We start from the raw sequence: 18,092 nt of genomic DNA on the forward strand, positions 1-18,092 counted from the left end.
CTTGGCCTACGCTGCAGGTGAGCCGTGACGCCGGACGTCCACGTCCGGCTTCACGGGATGCGTGGGATGACGCGCACGCCGGACTATGGCCGCGGCTGTCCGAGCGCGCGGTAGATCGTATTTCTGGATACGCCGAGACGCCGTGCGGTCTCGCTGACATTGCCCGACGTTTCCGCGTAGACCATCAGGATGCGGGCGCGCTGGACGTCCTGGAGCGATTCTGCTGCCGGCGGTGCAGGGGCCGCACCGAGCATCGTGTCGACGCAGGCCTGGTCGATCAGCCCATTGGACACGCCGAGCGTGAGGCGGGCCAGCATGTTGCCGAGCTCGCGGATGTTGCCGTGCCAATGGTTTGGCGCAAGTCTCTGCAGCGCCTCCGGCGTGATGTCGCAGCCGGGATCGATCTTGCGCAGCAATTGGCGTGCTATGGCATCGAAATCGCAGCGATCGCGCAGGCGCGGCAGCCTGACCTCGAGCGTGTTGAGGCGATAGAGCAGGTCGGCGCGGAAGCGGCCATCGGCGATGGCCCGGTCGAGCGCGGCATTGGTCGCAGACACCAGGAAGACATCGACCTTGTAGGCGGTGCCGCCGACCGGCCGCACCGTCCAGTCATCGAGCAGACGCAGCAGCACGCCCTGGAGTGCGACCGGCATGTCGCCGATTTCGTCGAGAAACAGCGTGCCGCCATTCGCCTCCTTGACGAGCCCGGTGGCGCCGCCCTGGCGCGCGCCGGTGAACGCGCCGTCGGCATAGCCGAACAGCTCGGCCTCGATCAGGCTGTCGGGCAGGGCGGCGCAATTGATCGCAACGAACGCGCCGGTGCGTCCGCTGGCGGCATGCGCATGTCGCGCCAGCTGCTCCTTGCCGGTGCCGGTCTCACCGCGGATCAGGATCGGCATCTTGCGCACCGCCGCACCTTCGACGCGCCGCACGATCGCAATCACGTTCGGGTCCTGGGCGACGAAGCCGGGACTCTTGTTGCTTGTCGGCTTCGCTGGAGGAGGCGATGTCTGCGCGTTTCGCGACGGAGCCAACGGCGGGATGTCGCCGCGCTGACGCGTCTCTCTCGCGTTGAGGCTGCTGCGATCCGCCACTGCGCGCCGCCGGGCATGCATGACGACGATCGCGCCGACACCGGTGCTGCCGTTCTTGACGAGCTCGAAGCTCGCATGGGGCAGGATCTCCCTGAGCTTGGCCGGCCAGTCTTCGAACTGGACCGCTTTCAGGAAGCGCGTCGGCGCGTCGCCGTCGGTGTTGAGCCCGTTGTCCTTCATGGCGCGCAGCCCGCGCTCGGTCGCATGGAGGATGGCGCCGCGCCGGTCGAGCAGGATGCATTCCTCCGTCGCCCACGACGCCCGCTTGGCGATGAAATCGCACAGCAGCTGCTCCTTGTCCTGCCGCGCCTGCTGCGCAAGCACGCTCTCGACGTGATGGCCGACCGCAACCGCCAGCGCCAGGCTCTGCGGATTGAACGTGCTCGCCGGGCCCGAGATGTCGACAACGCCGAGCAGCTCGCCGTCGCTCGGGTCGTGAACCGGAACGGCGGCGCAGGTCCAGCGCTGGACCTCGGTGCAGAAATGCTCCGCGCCGTGAATTTGGACCGGGCGTGATTCAGCCAGCGCCGCGCCGATTGCATTGGTTCCGATATCGGCCTCGCTCCAGCGCCCGCCATGCTCCAGATGCACCGTGCGGCCGGCATCGATGACCCTGGCATCGCCCTGGGTATCGACGATCAGGCCGGTGGGATCGGCGAGGATCATGATCGAGCCGGCCTCGCTCAGGAACGTCTTCGAGTTCTGCAGCGCGCAGCGGGCGGCCTGGCGGAGCGAGGCATTCTTGGAGCGCTGGCGAAACAATTCCGCTTCCGCAACGAGCGGCGCCTTGGCGCGATCGACCGTGATGCGGTGCTGCCTGGACCGCTGCCACGACGCGGCCACCGTCGATCTCAGCTCGCCCGACAGCGTGCCGCGCTCGACGAATTTTTGCCATGCGGCCCGTACGTCTCGTTGGTCCATTCCGGTTCCTCCAACGTGTCGATGCCCGCTGCCCACTCGCCTCGCGATCAAACGTCTGCTGCGAATGTCGTGGCCAACCGGCCGCTCATCAGCCGCAATCGTCGAATCGCTCGAGCGTATCGAACCTGATACCTCCAAAATGTCGGAAGACAGCCGCGCGTACGACGACGAGGGCGACGAGCTCGGCCCGTCAACCACCTTGCTCGCGTTTCACATCCCCGACGTTCCAGCGCTTCGTGGACGCTGGTAACGTCTGACCTTATACGCGTTGGTCAACTGCGCAAAGCCGAACTCATCGCGTTGCCGATCAATCATGCGACAATTTGAACGCGCATGTTTTCTGTCCAGCGACATTGACATGCGCGCCATCCGAACGGTGGAAACCCACGACATACCGAAACATCAATGCGTCCAGCGTAGCAGCGTGCGATGCGGGATAGGATCAATCGTCCCGCAGGTCGGACGTGTTAACGGGATACTACATTTCATGTGGTTCTCGAGGGAAGGCCGCGCTGGGGGGGGGCGAGGCGACACAGCCGTGGCCGCGGACTTACGACGGCTTGCCGTGCTATCCGCCAGCAGCGCGAATTGCTTCTTCGGCCGCGGGACGGCGAGGTCGATAGAGGCGCGGACCTTGGAGACCGAAGACCGTCTCTGCGGATAAATCACTAGCATTGGTAGATCCGCGCCATGCTGCGGCCGGCCACGGCTGAATAGATGCTGTTAACGTCGATCCGTGGTGTGAACTGTATCAGCCGATACCCGGTCTTCCCTGTGCCTCTTCTTCGGAGGAAGAGGTCGACTGATGGCAAAGCTCGGCGCACTCGCCGCGAGAAAGCTCAGCTTGTCCGCTGTTTGAAACGTGGAGACAGGTGCCGGGACGATGTTCCGCGCTGGCGTTCGGCGCTCATTCAAAGCTGACCGTGGACGGGAACCAGTCCGCCGGTGAGAGGCGGCTTCATTGCCCGCGCAGGCGCTGCGCGAAGGCCATAAGACGTGTCCGTGCGATGTCCATCAGTAGGGCAAGTGCGTTGAGGCGCTGCGGCTCGGCAGTCGCCGCCGGATTCAACGTCCCGTTGAGATGCCGGTCGCAGTTTTGCGCGAACGTCGTCGTGAGACGCGCCGCCAGATCGCGCACCAAACCGTCGCGCGCGATCTGCGCTAGTGGACCGGAGAGGCTATAGCGTATGGCGAGCTCGACGCGGGTTGCCCGTCCTTCGTCGATCGGAAGCATGCGCCAGCTGATCTGCCCGGAGGTCGAGCTGCGGCTCTGCTGGTCACGTCCGGTGCCGATCAGCCGGCCGGACAGACTTGCGTCATCGCGCTCGATCCGTGCGGCGCCGCGGAACACGGCAGCAAGCGGGCCAAGCGCAACCCTGATCTCGCCCTCGATGCAATTCGGGGATGGCATGGCGTTGATGGTGGCTCCGGGAAAGCATGCGGCCAGGGTCTTAGGCCTGCCGAACAGCGCAAAGACTTGCTCGGGCGCGGCGTTCACCGTGAACGACGCATCGAAGCTCTTGGCGGGCGTGTCGGGAGGATCGAGCGAACCCAGGGCGATGCCGCGGGAGATCTTGATGTCCGTCACCGCTGTCAGCGCCGACGAGATGGTGGTCGCGACCGCGCCCGTCTGTGATCCCACAGGACCGAGCGATGTCCGTCCTGCGCCGATCGCGGCGGCGATGCCTCGTTTTCGTCGTGCCTCGATGACGGCGCGGACGGCGCGCACGATCCCGGCATAGCCGGTGCAACGGCAGAGATTGCCGCTCAACCCGACACGGATGGCCTGCTCGTCAGCATTGTCGAGACGTATCACGAGGTCTCGCGCCGACATGACCATGCCGGGCGTGCAGTAGCCGCATTGTAGTGCATGTTCGCGCGCAAAGGCCGTGCGTAGCTCGGCTGCGATCTCATCCTCGTCCAGGCCTTCGATGGTCGTGACGGCGGCACGATTGCAGGCTACCGCGAGCGTGATGCAGGAGCGGGCCGGAGCGCCGTCGAGCAGCAGCGTGCAGGCGCCGCAGACGCCGTGCTCGCAGCCGAGATGCGTCCCGGTCAGATCGAACTGATCACGCAGGACGTCGGCGAGATGGGTGCGCGGTTCGACGTCGGCCTCGGTCGCGCGCCCGTTGACGGTCAGCTGGATCGTCGTCATGCGTCGGCCTCCGCGATCGCCCGCGCGAGCACGCTCACGTGGATGTGGCGGGCGGCCGGATCGGTCACGCCGGCCTGCATCAGCAGGCGGTCGGCGAGGTCGCGATCGAATTGCTGCCTGAGATGGGTGAGCGTTCCGCCGAACAGGGATGAATCGTCGACGACGATCGGCGTCGTGTCGATGGCGCCGATCACGACCCGGCTGCGGGACTTGTCCGGCTCGATCAGGACGGCGGCCATCGCATGAGCGAATTCGCCGGGCTTGCGACAGGCCTTGACGTAGCCGAAGCGCGCCGTGGACGACAGGGAGGGAAGGCGGATTGCGGTGAGGAGCTCGCCGGGACGCCGCGCCGTCTGCAGCGCGCCCTGGATGAACTCCGTCACGGCGAGGTCACGTCGGCCGGTGGAGTTCGTCAGCCGCACGCCCGCGCCGAGGGCTGCAAGCGTCGTCACCCAGTCGGCAGCCGGGTCGGCGTGACCGAGCGAGCCCCCGATGGTGCCGCGGTTGCGCACGGCGCGATAGGCGATGCCGCGGGCGATCCGCTGCAGCACGCCATGGGTCACGTCGGGGATGCGACCGTCTTCGATGTCGGCATGGGTGACGCCGGCGCCGATCACGAGATCGTCGCCATCGCGATCAACAGTGCGAAGCTCGGCGAGGCCGGCGACGTCGACGATGAGCGGCGGCTGCACCAGACGCAGATTGAGCATCGGGCCGAGCGACTGCCCGCCCGCCACGATCCTTGCTCCGTCAGCCCTGGCGAGCAGGTCGAGTGCCGCACCGAAGTTGTGGGGACGCTCATAGGCGAACGATGCGGCCTTCACGACGAGCTCGCCCGCTTGGCGGCCAGCACCGCGGCGACAATTCGGCGGGGGGACAGCGGCGACTGCATGAGTTCTGCCCCGAGGGGCCGCAGCGCGTCGTTGACGGCGTTGGCGATCGCCGCCGGTGGCGCGATCGCACCGCCCTCACCGATGCCTTTGACGCCGAACATCGTGTAGGGCGACGGCGTCTCCATGTGGAACAGGCGCGGCTCGGGGACTTCTGTCGGACCCGGCAGCAGGTAGTCGGCCAGCGTCGTCGCCAGCGGCTGCGCGGCGGCGTCGAAGGGCATCTCCTCGTACAGCGCGGTGCCGATGCCCTGCGCCAGGCCGCCGAGAATCTGGCCGTCGACGATCATCGGATTGACGAGGACACCGCCATCCTCGACGATGACGTAGTCGAGCAGCTCGACCTCGCCGAGATCCGGATCGACCGCGACCGTGACGGCATGCGCCGCGTAGGAGAAGGTGCCGCTGTCGCGCACCGGCTTGTAGCCGCTGGTAACCTCGAGGCCGGCCGGGTCAACGTCGGCGGGAAGGTCCTGCGGCCTGCGGTACCAGGTGTGGGCGATCTCGGCGAGGCTGACGCTGCCGTTCGGTCCGCAGGCGCGGCCCTCGCGCCACACAACGGCCTCGGGCGCGAGCTGCAGCAGCTTGGCGCCAATGCGCGTGGCGCGCGCGACGAGTTGCGCGCAGGCGGTGCCCACGGCTCCGCCGGCCATCACCATCGACCGCGAGCCCCAGGTGCCGGTGGAGTACGGCGTCATTGCGGTGTCGCCGAGCACGACGCGAATGTTGCCGGGATCGACGCCGAGGATCTCGTGCGCGATCTGGGCGAGCGTCGTCTCGAGCCCTTGGCCGTGCGAATGAACGCCGACGCGCAGCTCGAGCCCGCCGTCGGGCGTCAAGCGCGCCGTGGCCTGCTCATGGCCAGGTACCATGGGGATACCCCAGCCGGCATAGACCGAGGTGCCATGCGCGGCCTGCTCGCAGTAGATCGAGACGCCGGTGCCGACCAGCCGGCCATCCGGCTCGCAGCGCTGTTGGCGCGCGCGCACCGCGGGGACATCGATCGCCGTCAGCGCCCGCTGCAGCGCACCGGGATAGTCGCCGCTGTCGAAATGCTTGTTGGTGATGTTGTCGAACGGCATGTCCTGCGGCTGCACCAAGTTGCGCAGCCGGACCTCGCCGGGCTCGAGTCCGGCCTCGGCCGCGACGGCATCGAGCAGCAGCTCGAGCGCGAAGCAGACGCCGGTACGGGCTACGCCGCGATAGGGCAGGATCGGGCATTTGTTGGTCGCGACAGAGTAGGTGCGGCAGCGATAGGCCGGCATCCGATACGGCCCCGGCAGGATGCTCGCGATCTGCGCCGCTTCGAGGCAGGCCGAGAACGGATAGGACGAATAGGCGCCGGAATCGACGGTGGCCACGCAGTCGATGCCGCGCAGGCGGCCGTCGCGATCGGAATAGACGGTGATGTGATAGGCGTGCTCGCGGCAATTCGCGCTCGCGCTCAAATGCTCGCGCCGGTCCTCGAGCCAGCGCACCGTCCAGCCCTTTTCCATGGCGAGCCAGCTCAGGCAGACCTCCTCGGGCAGCAGGATGCCCTTGTGGCCGAAGCCGCCGCCGATATCCGGCGCGATGATGCGGATGCGGCCCTGGTCGACGCCGAGGCAGTCGGACAGGCCGTTGCGCACGATGTGCGGCATCTGCGAGCCGGTATGCAGCGTGAGCTGATCCAGCCGGTGATCGAAGGTCGCGACGACACCACGGCCGTCCAGCGGCGCCATGCACTGGCGTGCGGTCGAGATCTCGCGCGTCACCTTGATCGGCGCGTCAAGCGCAGCTGATATGTCGACCTCGAAGTTCGTTTCCAGGAAGACGTTGTCGCCCCAGTGCTCATGCACCAGCGCGCTGCCGGCCTCGCGCGCCAGCCGCATGTCGTGCACCGCAGGCAGCGGCTCCAGATCGAGCTCGACGGACGCGGCAATGTCCTCGGCCTCGGCGCGGCTGCGCGCGACGCACATCGCCACGAGTTCGCCGACATGGCGCACCTTGCCCGTCGCCAGCACCGGCTGCTCAGAGATCTTGAAGCCGGGCAGGCCGGAGACGGCGCGAATCGGCTTGATGCCGGCGAGGTCGTTGGCCGTGAAGACGACGTCGCGGTACGCGTCAGGGATATGGATTGCCATGATCCTGGCATGCGCCACCGGGCTGCGCACGAAGGCGACGTCCTTCAGTCCCGGCAGCCTGATGTCGGCGACGTATTGACCGCGGCCGCGCAGAAAACGGTCGTCCTCCTTGCGCGGCAAGCGCGCGCCGACACCGCGCTGTGCGCGGGCATCCGAGGCGGTCGGGGCCGCGTCCGTCACGTCAGGCCGCGACCGCTGCGGGCAGGATCGGCGCCTTGGCGTCGTGGCGGATGCCGGCGCGCAGGCAGAACACCGGCTGCAGCAGCTTCTCGGCGATCACCTCGGTCTTCTCGTTGTCGCGCAGCACGAAGCGTCCCTGCTTCTCGCGGAGCACGCTCACGTCGGCCTCTATGCCTGGACGCAGCGCGCCGATCTGATCGGATAGTCCGAGCATGGCTGCGGGGTTCGACGTCACCATCGGCACGACCTGCTCCAGCGTCAGCCCGAGCGCGATCAGCGAGCTCATCGCCTGCACGAGGCTGAATTTGGCCTGGCCCGCGAACGGATGGTTCTCGTCGTCGGCATGCTCGTCCGGCGTGCCGGCCGGCGCTGGCACATGCGTGTTGTAGCCGTGGATGTCTGCGCCGAGCGTGTGCGGCACGATGCCGGCGTCGATCGCCTTGCGCGCCAGTCGATAGGAGAAATGGCTGCCGTGGCCGACGTCGACCTTGAGCCCGCGGGCCAGCGCGGCCTGGATCACCGGATGCACCTCGCCCCTGGTGTTGACGAAGCCGCCGGGATGCCGCGTGAACGGGTGGGCCAGCACGTCGCCCGGACGCAGCAGCGGGATGACGCGCTCCAGGATGGTGTCGACATCCTCGCCGTTGGTGCCGCTGGCGGGCAGGCCCCACAGCTGGCCGAAATGGACATAGACGGGGAGCTCGGCGCGGCGGCTGATCTCCGCTGCCATCTCGATGACCCGGATGCCCCAGCGCGCGAAGCCGCCGATCTCGGCATGCGCCTTGATGCCGCGGACGAGGTCGCGGTTGGCGATAGCTGACTTCACCGTCGCGTCGATGTCGACGCAGTCGGGCCGGTAGAGATCAGGGTAGTAGTGGCCCTCGAGGCCGCCGACCAGATAGGCCGACAGGAACGCGTAGACACGCGATTGCGCCGGCTCCGCGACGAAGTGCCGGAAGCCGGGCAGGGTCATGCAGGAGGGGCCGCCCTGGTCGATCAGGCTGGTGACGCCCGACTGCACGCCGACCATGTCCGCATTCATGCCGAAGCGGCCGGTGACGTACTGATAGACATGGGCGTGGGTGTCGATCAGTCCCGGCAGCACGAGCTGGCCGGTGACGTCGACGACGTCCTTGGCACTCGATGGCAGGATGTCGGACTGGACGGCCGCAATGCGGCCATCGCGGATGGCAACGTCCTTCAGTCCATCGATGCCGGAGGCGGGGTCAATGACGCGGCCGCCGCGCAGCAGCAGGTCAAACGAGGCGCTCACGGACATGCAAGCTCTCCTTATCCGGGTTGTTTGTTTGTCCCGGTCAAAGCTGTCCTCGACGAGCCGGCGCGGATGATGCGCCGACCGATTTACGAAGCATACTTCGCATTACATCAAGATCCGTGCCATAGACAGCTTCAAATTGATGCAGCGTGATGAGTGCTTATGCGGGGAGCCGTTCGATGGCCGGAAGGAACAAGACGAAAGCAGATGTGTCGTGGCCGCTCGAGGAACGTCCGGGCTATCTGATCCGCCGCCTGCACCAGATCCACGTCGCCCTGTTCCAGGAAAAATGTGCTGCCTATGAAGTCACGCCCTTGCAGTACAGCCTGTTGACGGCGCTGGCGAAACGGGGAACTGCGGACCAGACCGCACTCGCCCAGGACATCGCTCTCGACCGGACCACCACGACCGGTGCGTTGAAACGGCTGCAGGCGCGCGGCTTCGTCGATCGCAGCATCGGGCCGCACGACCGGCGGTCCCGGACCTGTCGTTTGACCCGGTCTGGCGCGGCATTGCTGCGCAAGATCGAGCGCCCCGCGCGGGCGGCGCATCTGGCGACGATCGCGGATCTCAGCAAGGCCGACCAGAAACGGTTCATCGCCATGATGCAGGCGATCGTCGCGGCGCAGGGGCAGAGGCTCGACGCGACACGATCGCCGGACTGACCGCATCGCGCTCCGATTAGATAATGGGCACCGTGCTGCCCGAAAAGCAGCGCATCGCCGAAGTGCGGTCTCGGGGCGAGGTGTGCGCTACCGCAACTACGAAGCATGCTCCGCATTCCCTGCTACTGCGTTTTCTTTAGCAAACGGCGCTCGTGGCTGCTCAATTTCATCGGAGATTGCCGCGACAGCGGGTGCGCGGATGCTGCGCTGCGCCGGGCTCCACGAGCTCTGGCATGTCCCTTGCTGACATCTCTCATAAGCGCTGCGCGAGAAACTGCGGCGACATGAATCCGGGGCGGCGACATCGATGTCGCAGTGCGTGGAGAGAGCGATGCGATGTCTGCCGCGGCGGGATCCGCCGATCATTGCCCTGGCCAACGGCGTCCGTTGGACGTGCTGCGCCGCGCGCGACGGAAAAAAGGCGCCGTGATGTCGGAGCATGCCGATCTCATCGCGACACGCTTCGGAGACGGCGGGCCCGATGGCGGCGACGTCGAAGCCAGTGCGTTTGTGCGCGGCGTGCTGTCACGCAAGACGGTGCGCCGCTACAGCGACCGGATGCCGGAGGAGGGGCTACTCGACCTGCTCGTCGCCTGCGCGCTGAGCGCCTCGGCCAAGTCGGATTTCCAGCAGGCCTCGGTCATGCGCGTGCGCGACGCCGACAAGCGGGCGGCGATCGGCCGGCTGTTTCCGAGCATGCCCTGGATCGGTGCGTCGCCGGTGTTCTTCGTTTTCCTGGGTGATGCGCGGCGGCTGCAGCGGATCGGCGAGCTGCGCGGCAAGCCAGTCAGGAACGGCACTCTGGAAGGCTTCTTCAACGCCTCGGTCGATGCGGCGCTGGCGCTGCAGACCATGATCCTGTGCGCGGAGTCCGCTGGCCTCGGCACCTGTCCGATCAGCGTCATCCGCAACGAGATCGACACGGTCGCCAATGTGCTGGAGCTGCCCGACATGGTGTTTCCCGTCGCTGGGCTGTGTCTCGGCTATCCCGCCGCAGAAGGCCATGTCAGCCTGCGGCTGTCGCGCAGCATCACCACCCATGTGGACTGCTACGGCGACGATGCACTGCCTGCGGCGCTCGACGATTACGACCGGCGGCGCCATGCGCGGCACGCGATTCCGAAGGAGCAGCAGCGCGGCAATGCCGAGTTCGGCGAGGCCGATTTCTACGGCTGGTCGGAGGACAAGGCGCGTCAGGCCGCCAAGGCCGAAGGGGCTGCCTTCCCACCTTATCTGCGCGCGCACGGCTTCAGCTTCGACTGATCAGTTCATGTAAGGAGATCCGAGATGACCAAGCCTTCGTTTCCCCGCCTGTCGGCACCGTCGCGGCGTTTCGCGCTTGCGCTGCTGGCCGCCGCGCTGACGCTGCCGGCCGCGTTCAGCGCCAAGGCCGGCAGCCTCGACGAGATCAAGAAGCGCGGGCTGATCGTGGCCACCGAGGACGATTTCCGTCCCTTCGAGTTCGTCAAGGACGGCAAGCCGACCGGCTTCGACAACGAACTGATCGAGGATCTGCGCAAATACGCGCCGTTCGAGATCAAGCAGCAGATCCTGCCGTGGACAGGCATCCTGGCCGGCGTCTCCACCGGCAAGTACGATGTCGCCATCACCGCGGCAATCATCACCAAGGAGCGCAAGAAGTCGCTCGACTTCACCAGCCCGATCGCCGACGCGACGCACTATTACGTGAAGCGCAAGGACGACAAGAGCATCTCCGCGATCAAGGATCTCAGCGGCAAGATCGTCGGCGTGCAGGCCGGCAGCGCGCTGCTCGGCCGTCTGCCCGAGCTCCAGGCCATGCTGGAGAAGGAGGGCGGCAAGCTCGGCAAGGTGGTCGAATACACCTCTTATCCCGAGGCCTATCAGGATCTCGCGCTCGGCCGCGTCGACTACGTGGTCAACACGATCATCAACATCAAGGCGCTGGTCGCCGAGAAGCCGAACGTGTTCGCGGTCGGCCAGCCCGTCTCCGGCAAATCCTATCCGGCCTGGGCGGTCGCCAAGGGCAACACTGAGTTGGTGGAGTTCCTGAACGGCTTCATCGCCAAGGAGAAGGAAAACGGCCGGTTCGCCGAATTGCAAAAGAAATGGTTCGGCGAGGCCTTCCCGGATCTGCCGGTCACGTTCGAGCCGGAATTCTGACGCCGCGGTTGGGGTGCAGCTGATGTGCGGGTGGCGATCGCTGCGCGCCGGTCCGCTCGACGGCGAGTTGACCCTCGACTGGACGCGGCTGCTCGGCGACGCCACGGATGGACGGCGATGAGCGCGGCCGACGTGCTGGCCATCCTGCAGGGCGCGGTGGTCACGGTGACGCTGTCCCTGATCGGCATCCTGATCGGGCTGCCGATCGGCCTTGGCCTGGCGCTGCTGCGCTGGGCCAACGTTCCAATCGTCGCCCGCGTGGTCGCCGTCTATGTCTCGGTGCTGCGCGCGACCCCGCTCGTGACGTTGCTGCTGCTGCTGTTCTTCGCGCTGCCCAATGTCGGGATCGCGATCGGTCCGGTGTCGGCGGCAATCCTGGCACTGGTGATGAACACCTCGGCGTTCAATTGCGAGGTCTGGCGCGCCGCGCTGATGAACTTCCCGAAGGAGCAGTACGAGGCCGCGCAGTCGGTCGGCATGCATGCCAGCCTGCGCTTCCGCCGCATCGTGCTGCCGCAGATCGTACGCGTCAGTCTGCCCGGCCTCGTCAACGAGATGTCGCTGCTGATCAAGGTGACTCCGGTGCTGGCGGTGGTTGGCGTCGTCGACATCACCCGCGCCGCGGTGCGTATCGGCGCCGAGACCTACGAGCCGCTGCCACCGTTCCTGGTGGCGATCGCGATGTATGCGCCGATCGTGTTCGCGCTGGTGTCGCTTCAGCGCTTCATCGAGCGGCGCCAGCTCGCAGCCGAGGCCGCATGATCCGGGATTTCGCCATCGTCTGGAGCGAGCGGGGTCTGCTGCTGAGCGGTCTCGGCAACACCACGATCCTCTCGGTGCTGTCGGCGATCGCCGGGCTCGTGATCGCCTTCGTGCTGACGCCGGCCCTGATGTCGAAGCGGCGCTGGCTGGCGCTCACCGTGCGCGTGTTCGTCGACGGCATGCGCTGCGTGCCGTTCCTGCTGTTCGCCTACATCGTCTACTACGGTTTGCCCTCGTTTGGCATTAGGCTCGACAATTGGAGCTCGGGGCTGGTGGCGCTGACCGTCTATCACGCCGCCTATCTCGCCGAGATTCTGCGCGGCGCCTGGGCGGCGCAGCCGCGCGAGCCGATCGAAGCCGGCGTCGCCTTCGGCTTCTCCGGGGCGCGATTGTTCCGCCGCATCATCCTGCCGCCGCTGCTGCTCGCCGCAGGTCCTGTCATCGGCAACCAGATGATCCAGATCGTCAAGGACAGCGCTTTTCTAACCATCATCGCACTGCCCGAGCTGACGCATGCCGCGAGCTCGATCCAGTCGCGCCACTACGTGCCGTTCGCCGCCTTCATCACCGCCGTGATCCTCTATTGGGGGCTCTGCCTCGTGATCGAGGCGGGTGTCAGCGGCATCGACCGGCTGGCCGCGGCGCGGCGCTGAGAGGGAGCCTGGGATGACCGATGACATGGCCGTGCTCGACGTCGCCGGCATTTCCAAGCGGTTCGGCGAGCTCGAGGTGCTCTCCGATATCAGCTTCACGGTGACGCGCGGCGAGACGGTCTGCGTGCTCGGCCCGTCCGGCTCCGGCAAGTCGACCCTGCTTCGCTGCATCAACTGGCTGGAGCGGCCGGATGCCGGCCAGATCTATCTCAACGGCGACCGCATCGGCATCAACAACGGTGGCGTCGTGATGTCCGACCGCGAGCTGTCGCGGGTCCGCACGCGGATCGGCATGGTGTTCCAGCATTTCGCGCTGTGGCCACATCTGACGGTCCTTCAGAATCTCATGGAGGCGCCGGTGCAAGTGCAGAAGCGTCCCGTGGCCGAGGTGCGCGAGGAGGCGATGACGCTGCTCGCCAAGGTCGGGCTCTCCGACAAATGCGATGTGTTCCCGGCGCGGCTGTCCGGTGGGCAGAAGCAGCGCGTCGGCATTGCGCGTGCGCTGGCGATGAAGCCGGACGTCCTCTTGTTCGACGAGCCGACTAGCGCGCTTGATCCGGAGCTGGTCGGCGAGGTGCTGGTGGTGATGCGCGAGCTTGCGCGCGAGGGCCGCACGATGGTGATCGTGACCCACGAGATGGGCTTTGCTCGCGACGCCGCCACCCGCATTCTGTTTCTCGATCGCGGCCGCGTGGTCGAGACCGGGCCTCCAGAGCGCTTCTTCGTCAACCCGGACACTGAACGCGCGCGCCAGTTCATCCAGCGCTACGCCGCCGGATGAGCCAGAAACAACGCGAGGAGACACGCCATGGATCCGATCTATCATCTGCTCCCGGATGCGCCGAAGCCGGTCACTCCCTATAGCCATGCGGTGCAGGCCGGTCCGTTCCTGTTCGTCACCGGCCAGCTCGCGACCGATCCCGATGACGACGCGCTGCCGCTTCCCGACGGCATCGAGGCGCAGACGCGCAAGGTGATGGACAACCTCGCGCGGGTGCTGAAGGGTTGCGGCATGACCTTTGCGAACATCGTGTTCGCCCGCATCTACCTGACCGATTTCAAGCGCGACTACGCGCCGATGAATGCGATCTTCTCGAGTCATTTCGACGATGCGCACCGGCCTGGCCGGACCACGATCGGCGTCTGCGATCTGGCGCGCGGCGGCATCGTCGAGATCGACATGGTCGCCTACAAGCCCTGAGGGAGAGAGCGATGGATCCGATCGAGATTCCCGCGCGGCGCGGCAAGGCGGCGCTCGTCGCGGCCGGCCAGGTCGTCACCGTGATCAATACCCATGGCGAGCAGGTGGTCGACACCTGGGCGTTCAATCGCGCCGACCTCTCCGAGTTCATGTCGAACGAGCACACGCGCGCGCATTCGCTGCATCTGGTGCCGCGGCCGGGCGACGTGCTCCGCACCAACAGGCGCCGGCCGATCCTGACCTTGATCGAGGACACCTCGGGCGGCATTCACGACACCCTGATCGCGGCCTGCGACCGCTATCGCTACGCGTTTCTCGGGCACGAGGGCCATCACGACAATTGCACTGATAACCTGTTCGCCGGCATGGCCGAACTCGGCCTGACGCCGCCGGAGGTGCCAAGCCCGCTCAACCTGTTCATGAACATTCCGTGGGATGCCGAGGGCACGCTGGGCTTTGCCGCGCCGCCGCGCCCCGTTCCCGGCGGCCATGTGCGCTTGCGCGCGGAGATGGATCTGGTGATCGCGTTCTCGGCCTGTCCGCAGGACATCCTGCCGATCAACGGCAAGGCTGGGAAGCCCGTCGAGGCACATTTCACGGTGACATCAGCATGAGCGGAGAAGGCAAGGCGGAGCAGGCTGCGGCCAACCGCCGCCGCTATGAGGAACTGCGCGCGGCGGGGCAGGAGCTGAAGCAGATGCCGCCGCCAACGGCGCTCGATGGCGCGCCGGTCGCGGAGGACGCGATCGTGCAGTCCGAGCAGGTGCCGCCGGGGTGGCACGCGACGGTTCGGCTGTCGCGCGGAGAAGCGCTGCGGCTCCGCGACGATCTTGGCCGCTCCAGCGTGTCGCTGCTGGCGTGGCGCAGCGAGGATCCGAGCGAGCGCATCAACTGCGCCGACACTGTGAAGGTGCAGTGGAGCGCAGCGCTGTCGAAGGGACGGATGATCCTGTCGGACATGGGACGGGTTCTGCTGTCGGTGATCGAGGATACCTCCGGCGCGCATGATCTGCTGGTCGGCGGCTCGACCGCGGACTCGACGTTGGCGGCCTATGGCGAGGTGACGCGCAACACGCAGGCGAACTTCATCTCGGCCGCGGCCAAGATCGGGCTGGGCCTGCGCGACATCCCGCCCTGCGTGACGTTCTTCGCGCCGGTCACGACAGATGCGGCCGGGCGGTTCGTCTGGCACGCGGAGCGCAAACGCTCCGGCGATTTCGTCGATCTGCGCGCCGAGACGAACCTGATTGTCGCGGTGTCGAATTGCGCTCATCCTCTCGATCCCGCGCGTCCCGCGGCGACGGCGCCGGTCACGCTGATCCGGCACCGCCTGCTGCCACCGGCGACCGACGATGTCTGCCGCACGGCATCGCCGGAAGCAGCGCGCGCCTATGCCTTCACCGATCAGCTGTTCGTTTGAAGGAGGGCGACGATGTCTGAGATCGATACGGGCCAACCGATCTATGCTTTCGACATTCCCGCCGAGCAGCCCTGGTCGCGAGTGCTCAAGAGGGGCCAGACGCTGCGCATCATCGACAGCGAGGGCGAGCAGGCGGTGGACGCGCTGATGTACGTCGCGGAGGACACCGCTGAGCGCTACAGCGCGCAGGATACGTTGCGTGTCCAGGGTTCCGCCTATCTCGAACTCGGCACGTGCTTGATCTCCAATCGCGGCCGGGTGATGGCGCGGATCACCGCCGACACCTGCGGCCGCCACGACACCTCTGCGGGCTGCTGCTCCTGCGAGAGCAATGCGGTCCGTTTCGGCGAGGCGACGCGCTACCTGCATGCCTGCCGGGAGAATTTCATCCTGGAGTTGTCGCGCTACGGCCTGACCAAGCGCGACATCGTCTCCAACCTGAACTTCTTCATGAACGTGCCGATCGAGCCCTCCGGCAATTTCACCGTGCTCGACGGCCCGTCCGCGCCGGGCAACTACGTCGACGTGACCGCGGAGATGGACGTGCTGTTCGTGATCTCGAACTGTCCGCAGGTGAACAATCCATGCAACGGTTTCGATCCGACTCCGATCCGTGTGGAGATCAGGGAAGCGACGGCATGAACCCCTGCTGCTGCAGGCGCACGCTCGTCGGACCGACATGCGGCGGCGAGAGGCGCCTCAACTCGCCTCGTCGCGCAGGTGATACCAGCGATAGAGCAGGCGCTGGCCGATGCGGCGGAACGGCGCGAAGGGATGCGTCGGCAGCGCCGAGGTGAAGATCGGCAGATCCTGCCCCTTGAAGGCTTGGCCCGCGAGCATCTGCGCCATGCGGCGGCCGGCCTGCGCCGAATAGGAGACGCCGTTGCCGCCATAGCCGAGCGCATAGACCAGCTTCGCCTGGGCATCGGGACGCACGATGCGCGGCATCATGTCGTGGCTGACATCGACCCAGCCCCACCACGAATAATCGATCTTGATGCCTGTGAGCGCGGGAAACTTGCGATGCAAGCCGTCGATCAGGAGCTGGAGGTGCCGGTCATGCGCAGCGTCGGCGCCGGTGATGGCGCTCCGGCTGCCGATCTGGACGCGGTCGTCGGGCAGCAGCCGGTAGTAGAAGCGCAAGGTGCGCGTGTCGGTGATCACCTGCCGGGTCTTGAAGCCGGTCGCCGCGAGCTCGGCCGCAGTGAGCGGGCGCGTCACCAGCGAGTTCGACAGGATCGGCATGCAGCGGCCGGACAATTCCGGCGTCAGCCCCAGCGAGGTATAGGCGCCGGTGGCGATGCCGACGCCGTTCGCGGTCACATTGCCGCCGGGGGTGCGCAGGATGAACCTGCCGCCGCGCTGTTCGATGCGCGTCACCGGGCTTGCGGTATGAACGCGCACGCCGAGTGCGCGCGCCATCTGCAGATAGCCGAAGGCGAGCTTGGCCGGATGCACGCCCGTTCCGAGCGGCTCGTGCACCGCGCCGACGGCTTCGTTCTCGTCCACGAAGTCGCGCGCCAACTCCTCACGCGACATCACCCGCGAGGCGTAGCCGAAGACATCGTTGAGCACCTTGGATTCCGCTGCGATCTTGTCGAGATTGCGCTGGCGGTGAGCGATGTAGAGGTGACCGCCGCGGTGCGGCTCGACATCGATCGGGCTCGATCGCACCAGCTCCTCGAACGTCTCGAAGCCCTCGGTGACCTCGGCGTGCATGCGCTTGGCGACGTCCAGGCCCCAGCGCTTGATCCATTGCGAGCGTGTCAGGCGGCCCGAGGCGTTCTGTGCCTGGCCGCCGTTGCGCGTGCTGCAACCCCAGGCCACGCGGTTGGCTTCGAGCACGACCGCCTTGATGCCGTGCTCGCGCGCCAGGAAGATCGCGCAGGCAAGGCCGGTATAGCCCGACCCGATGATGGCGACGTCGGCCGTCGTGTCGGAAGTGATCGGACCGTCGCTCTCCGGCGGCTTGCCGGCGGTCGCGATCCAGTAGGTCGGCGCGTAGTCGCGATTGCGGCCGGGTCCGTCGGAGACGAGCGGATCGTAGTGCGGATCATAGGCGGCCGCCGGCAGAGCGTGCATGTTCATCGTGCGGCACTCCCGGTTGCGGCCGGCTGCGGCGGCCGGTCCTTGCGGAAGGCGCTCTTCGCGCAGATCCGGTCACCGCGGAAGCTGAACAGGTCGCAGCCCTGGACCTCGATGCGCCGGCCATCCGGCGCGGTGCCGCGGAACGTCCATTCGGACAATGCCCGATCGCCGAACACCGCGTGGCGCGTACACTCCCAGCTCACGTCAGGCATGCCGCCCCAGGTCGCCTCGAACGCGGCGCGCACGTCGGCGGCGCCGCTGATGCGACGGCCGCAGATGTCGGGGCCGGCGGCCGCGTCGAACACAATGTCGTCGGTCATGCAGGCCATCACGCCTGCGCCGTCGTGGCGGTTGAAGGCGGCAAACAGCGTGTCGAGCAGTTTTCGCCGGACGGTTTCGATTTCGGCCATGTCGTGTCCTCGGGCATCACGCCGCGACGTCTGCGGGGTGTGGCTTCGCATGTGCCACGCGATCGGGCGCAGGCCCTAGAACCAGGGCGGGGGACCTCTGCGGCCAGAACTG

17 protein-coding genes are annotated in these 18,092 nt (G+C 66.9%); 10 read left to right on the forward strand and 7 right to left on the reverse strand.

From position 1 onward, the window contains the following. Window positions 1-83: 83 nt before the first annotated feature. From QX034_RS26805 to QX034_RS26825, 5 genes are all read right to left on the reverse strand, one after another. Window positions 84-2,015: a sigma-54-dependent Fis family transcriptional regulator gene (locus QX034_RS26805; protein WP_315705358.1), complete on the reverse strand. Its 1,932-nt coding sequence runs from the start codon at window positions 2,013-2,015 to the stop codon at window positions 84-86. 958 nt (window positions 2,016-2,973) lie between these two features. Further along, window positions 2,974-4,170, reverse strand: a complete 1,197-nt coding sequence (locus QX034_RS26810; protein WP_315705359.1) for a 2Fe-2S iron-sulfur cluster-binding protein — start codon at window positions 4,168-4,170, stop codon at window positions 2,974-2,976. Next, complete coding sequence (locus tag QX034_RS26815; protein WP_315705360.1) at window positions 4,167-4,994, reverse strand: FAD binding domain-containing protein; 828 nt, start codon at window positions 4,992-4,994, stop codon at window positions 4,167-4,169. Before QX034_RS26815 ends, QX034_RS26810 begins: the two co-directional genes overlap by 4 nt. After that, window positions 4,991-7,363, reverse strand: coding sequence for a xanthine dehydrogenase family protein molybdopterin-binding subunit (locus QX034_RS26820; RefSeq protein WP_315705361.1), 2,373 nt, complete (start codon window positions 7,361-7,363; stop codon window positions 4,991-4,993). Before QX034_RS26820 ends, QX034_RS26815 begins: the two co-directional genes overlap by 4 nt. A gap of 1 nt (window position 7,364) precedes the next feature. Beyond that, window positions 7,365-8,642 (reverse strand): amidohydrolase/deacetylase family metallohydrolase, encoded by a 1,278-nt coding sequence (locus QX034_RS26825; protein WP_315705363.1) that lies wholly within the window; start codon window positions 8,640-8,642, stop codon window positions 7,365-7,367. A gap of 176 nt (window positions 8,643-8,818) precedes the next feature. Between QX034_RS26825 and QX034_RS26830 the strand changes: the two genes are divergently transcribed. The 10 genes from QX034_RS26830 (at window position 8,819) to QX034_RS26875 (ending at window position 16,124) form a co-directional block, all read left to right on the forward strand. Then, window positions 8,819-9,304: a MarR family winged helix-turn-helix transcriptional regulator gene (locus QX034_RS26830; protein WP_315705364.1), complete on the forward strand. Its 486-nt coding sequence runs from the start codon at window positions 8,819-8,821 to the stop codon at window positions 9,302-9,304. A 429-nt stretch (window positions 9,305-9,733) separates the two neighbouring features. After that, the gene (locus QX034_RS26835; RefSeq protein WP_315705365.1) at window positions 9,734-10,567 is read left to right on the forward strand and encodes a nitroreductase family protein; all 834 of its coding nucleotides are present in this window, start codon (window positions 9,734-9,736) and stop codon (window positions 10,565-10,567) included. Window positions 10,568-10,591: 24 nt separating this feature from the next. Beyond that, window positions 10,592-11,446 carry a transporter substrate-binding domain-containing protein gene (locus QX034_RS26840; protein WP_315705366.1) on the forward strand — a complete coding sequence of 285 codons (855 nt, stop codon included), beginning with the start codon at window positions 10,592-10,594 and terminating at the stop codon, window positions 11,444-11,446. A gap of 117 nt (window positions 11,447-11,563) precedes the next feature. Next, complete coding sequence (locus QX034_RS26845; RefSeq protein ID WP_315705367.1) at window positions 11,564-12,208, forward strand: amino acid ABC transporter permease; 645 nt, start codon at window positions 11,564-11,566, stop codon at window positions 12,206-12,208. Continuing rightward, window positions 12,205-12,861 carry an amino acid ABC transporter permease gene (locus QX034_RS26850; protein ID WP_315705368.1) on the forward strand — a complete coding sequence of 219 codons (657 nt, stop codon included), beginning with the start codon at window positions 12,205-12,207 and terminating at the stop codon, window positions 12,859-12,861. The genes QX034_RS26845 and QX034_RS26850 overlap by 4 nt, the downstream gene beginning before the upstream one ends. A 13-nt stretch (window positions 12,862-12,874) precedes the next feature. Further along, the gene (locus tag QX034_RS26855) at window positions 12,875-13,642 is read left to right on the forward strand and encodes an amino acid ABC transporter ATP-binding protein (RefSeq protein WP_315705369.1); all 768 of its coding nucleotides are present in this window, start codon (window positions 12,875-12,877) and stop codon (window positions 13,640-13,642) included. 27 nt (window positions 13,643-13,669) lie between these two features. Next, on the forward strand, window positions 13,670-14,062 hold the full coding sequence (locus QX034_RS26860; protein WP_315705370.1) for a RidA family protein: 393 nt from the start codon (window positions 13,670-13,672) through the stop codon (window positions 14,060-14,062). 11 nt (window positions 14,063-14,073) lie between these two features. After that, the gene (locus QX034_RS26865) at window positions 14,074-14,676 is read left to right on the forward strand and encodes an urea carboxylase-associated family protein (RefSeq protein WP_315705371.1); all 603 of its coding nucleotides are present in this window, start codon (window positions 14,074-14,076) and stop codon (window positions 14,674-14,676) included. Continuing rightward, on the forward strand, window positions 14,673-15,482 hold the full coding sequence (locus tag QX034_RS26870; RefSeq protein WP_315705372.1) for an urea amidolyase associated protein UAAP1: 810 nt from the start codon (window positions 14,673-14,675) through the stop codon (window positions 15,480-15,482). The genes QX034_RS26865 and QX034_RS26870 overlap by 4 nt, the downstream gene beginning before the upstream one ends. Before the next feature lie 12 nt (window positions 15,483-15,494). After that, window positions 15,495-16,124 carry an urea amidolyase associated protein UAAP2 gene (locus QX034_RS26875; protein ID WP_315705373.1) on the forward strand — a complete coding sequence of 210 codons (630 nt, stop codon included), beginning with the start codon at window positions 15,495-15,497 and terminating at the stop codon, window positions 16,122-16,124. Between the two features lie 57 nt (window positions 16,125-16,181). Here the strand turns inward: QX034_RS26875 and QX034_RS26880 are convergent, their stop codons facing one another. Both QX034_RS26880 and QX034_RS26885 read right to left on the reverse strand, forming a co-directional pair. Next, window positions 16,182-17,570 (reverse strand): FAD-binding oxidoreductase, encoded by a 1,389-nt coding sequence (locus QX034_RS26880; protein WP_315705374.1) that lies wholly within the window; start codon window positions 17,568-17,570, stop codon window positions 16,182-16,184. Further along, window positions 17,567-17,980, reverse strand: a complete 414-nt coding sequence (locus QX034_RS26885) for a nuclear transport factor 2 family protein (RefSeq protein WP_315705375.1) — start codon at window positions 17,978-17,980, stop codon at window positions 17,567-17,569. Before QX034_RS26885 ends, QX034_RS26880 begins: the two co-directional genes overlap by 4 nt. Window positions 17,981-18,092: the final 112 nt, after the last annotated feature.

It is taken from the genome of Bradyrhizobium sp. SZCCHNR3119, from assembly GCF_032487775.1.
Classification (GTDB): domain Bacteria; phylum Pseudomonadota; class Alphaproteobacteria; order Rhizobiales; family Xanthobacteraceae; genus Bradyrhizobium.

Excerpts from the sequence above, each read along its gene's own strand:
- QX034_RS26805 (WP_315705358.1), bottom strand. The coding sequence starts at position 2,015 with ATGGACCAACGAGACGTACGGGCCGCATGGCAAAAATTCGTCGAGCGC.
- QX034_RS26840 (WP_315705366.1), top strand. The coding sequence starts at position 10,592 with ATGACCAAGCCTTCGTTTCCCCGCCTGTCGGCACCGTCGCGGCGTTTC.
- QX034_RS26830 (WP_315705364.1), top strand. The coding sequence starts at position 8,819 with ATGGCCGGAAGGAACAAGACGAAAGCAGATGTGTCGTGGCCGCTCGAG.
- QX034_RS26810 (WP_315705359.1), bottom strand. The coding sequence starts at position 4,170 with ATGACGACGATCCAGCTGACCGTCAACGGGCGCGCGACCGAGGCCGAC.
- QX034_RS26875 (WP_315705373.1), top strand. The coding sequence starts at position 15,495 with ATGTCTGAGATCGATACGGGCCAACCGATCTATGCTTTCGACATTCCC.
- QX034_RS26880 (WP_315705374.1), bottom strand. The coding sequence starts at position 17,570 with ATGAACATGCACGCTCTGCCGGCGGCCGCCTATGATCCGCACTACGAT.
- QX034_RS26825 (WP_315705363.1), bottom strand. The coding sequence starts at position 8,642 with ATGTCCGTGAGCGCCTCGTTTGACCTGCTGCTGCGCGGCGGCCGCGTC.
- QX034_RS26865 (WP_315705371.1), top strand. The coding sequence starts at position 14,074 with ATGGATCCGATCGAGATTCCCGCGCGGCGCGGCAAGGCGGCGCTCGTC.
- QX034_RS26835 (WP_315705365.1), top strand. The coding sequence starts at position 9,734 with ATGTCGGAGCATGCCGATCTCATCGCGACACGCTTCGGAGACGGCGGG.
- QX034_RS26870 (WP_315705372.1), top strand. The coding sequence starts at position 14,673 with ATGAGCGGAGAAGGCAAGGCGGAGCAGGCTGCGGCCAACCGCCGCCGC.
- QX034_RS26860 (WP_315705370.1), top strand. The coding sequence starts at position 13,670 with ATGGATCCGATCTATCATCTGCTCCCGGATGCGCCGAAGCCGGTCACT.
- QX034_RS26885 (WP_315705375.1), bottom strand. The coding sequence starts at position 17,980 with ATGGCCGAAATCGAAACCGTCCGGCGAAAACTGCTCGACACGCTGTTT.
- QX034_RS26855 (WP_315705369.1), top strand. The coding sequence starts at position 12,875 with ATGACCGATGACATGGCCGTGCTCGACGTCGCCGGCATTTCCAAGCGG.
- QX034_RS26845 (WP_315705367.1), top strand. The coding sequence starts at position 11,564 with ATGAGCGCGGCCGACGTGCTGGCCATCCTGCAGGGCGCGGTGGTCACG.
- QX034_RS26850 (WP_315705368.1), top strand. The coding sequence starts at position 12,205 with ATGATCCGGGATTTCGCCATCGTCTGGAGCGAGCGGGGTCTGCTGCTG.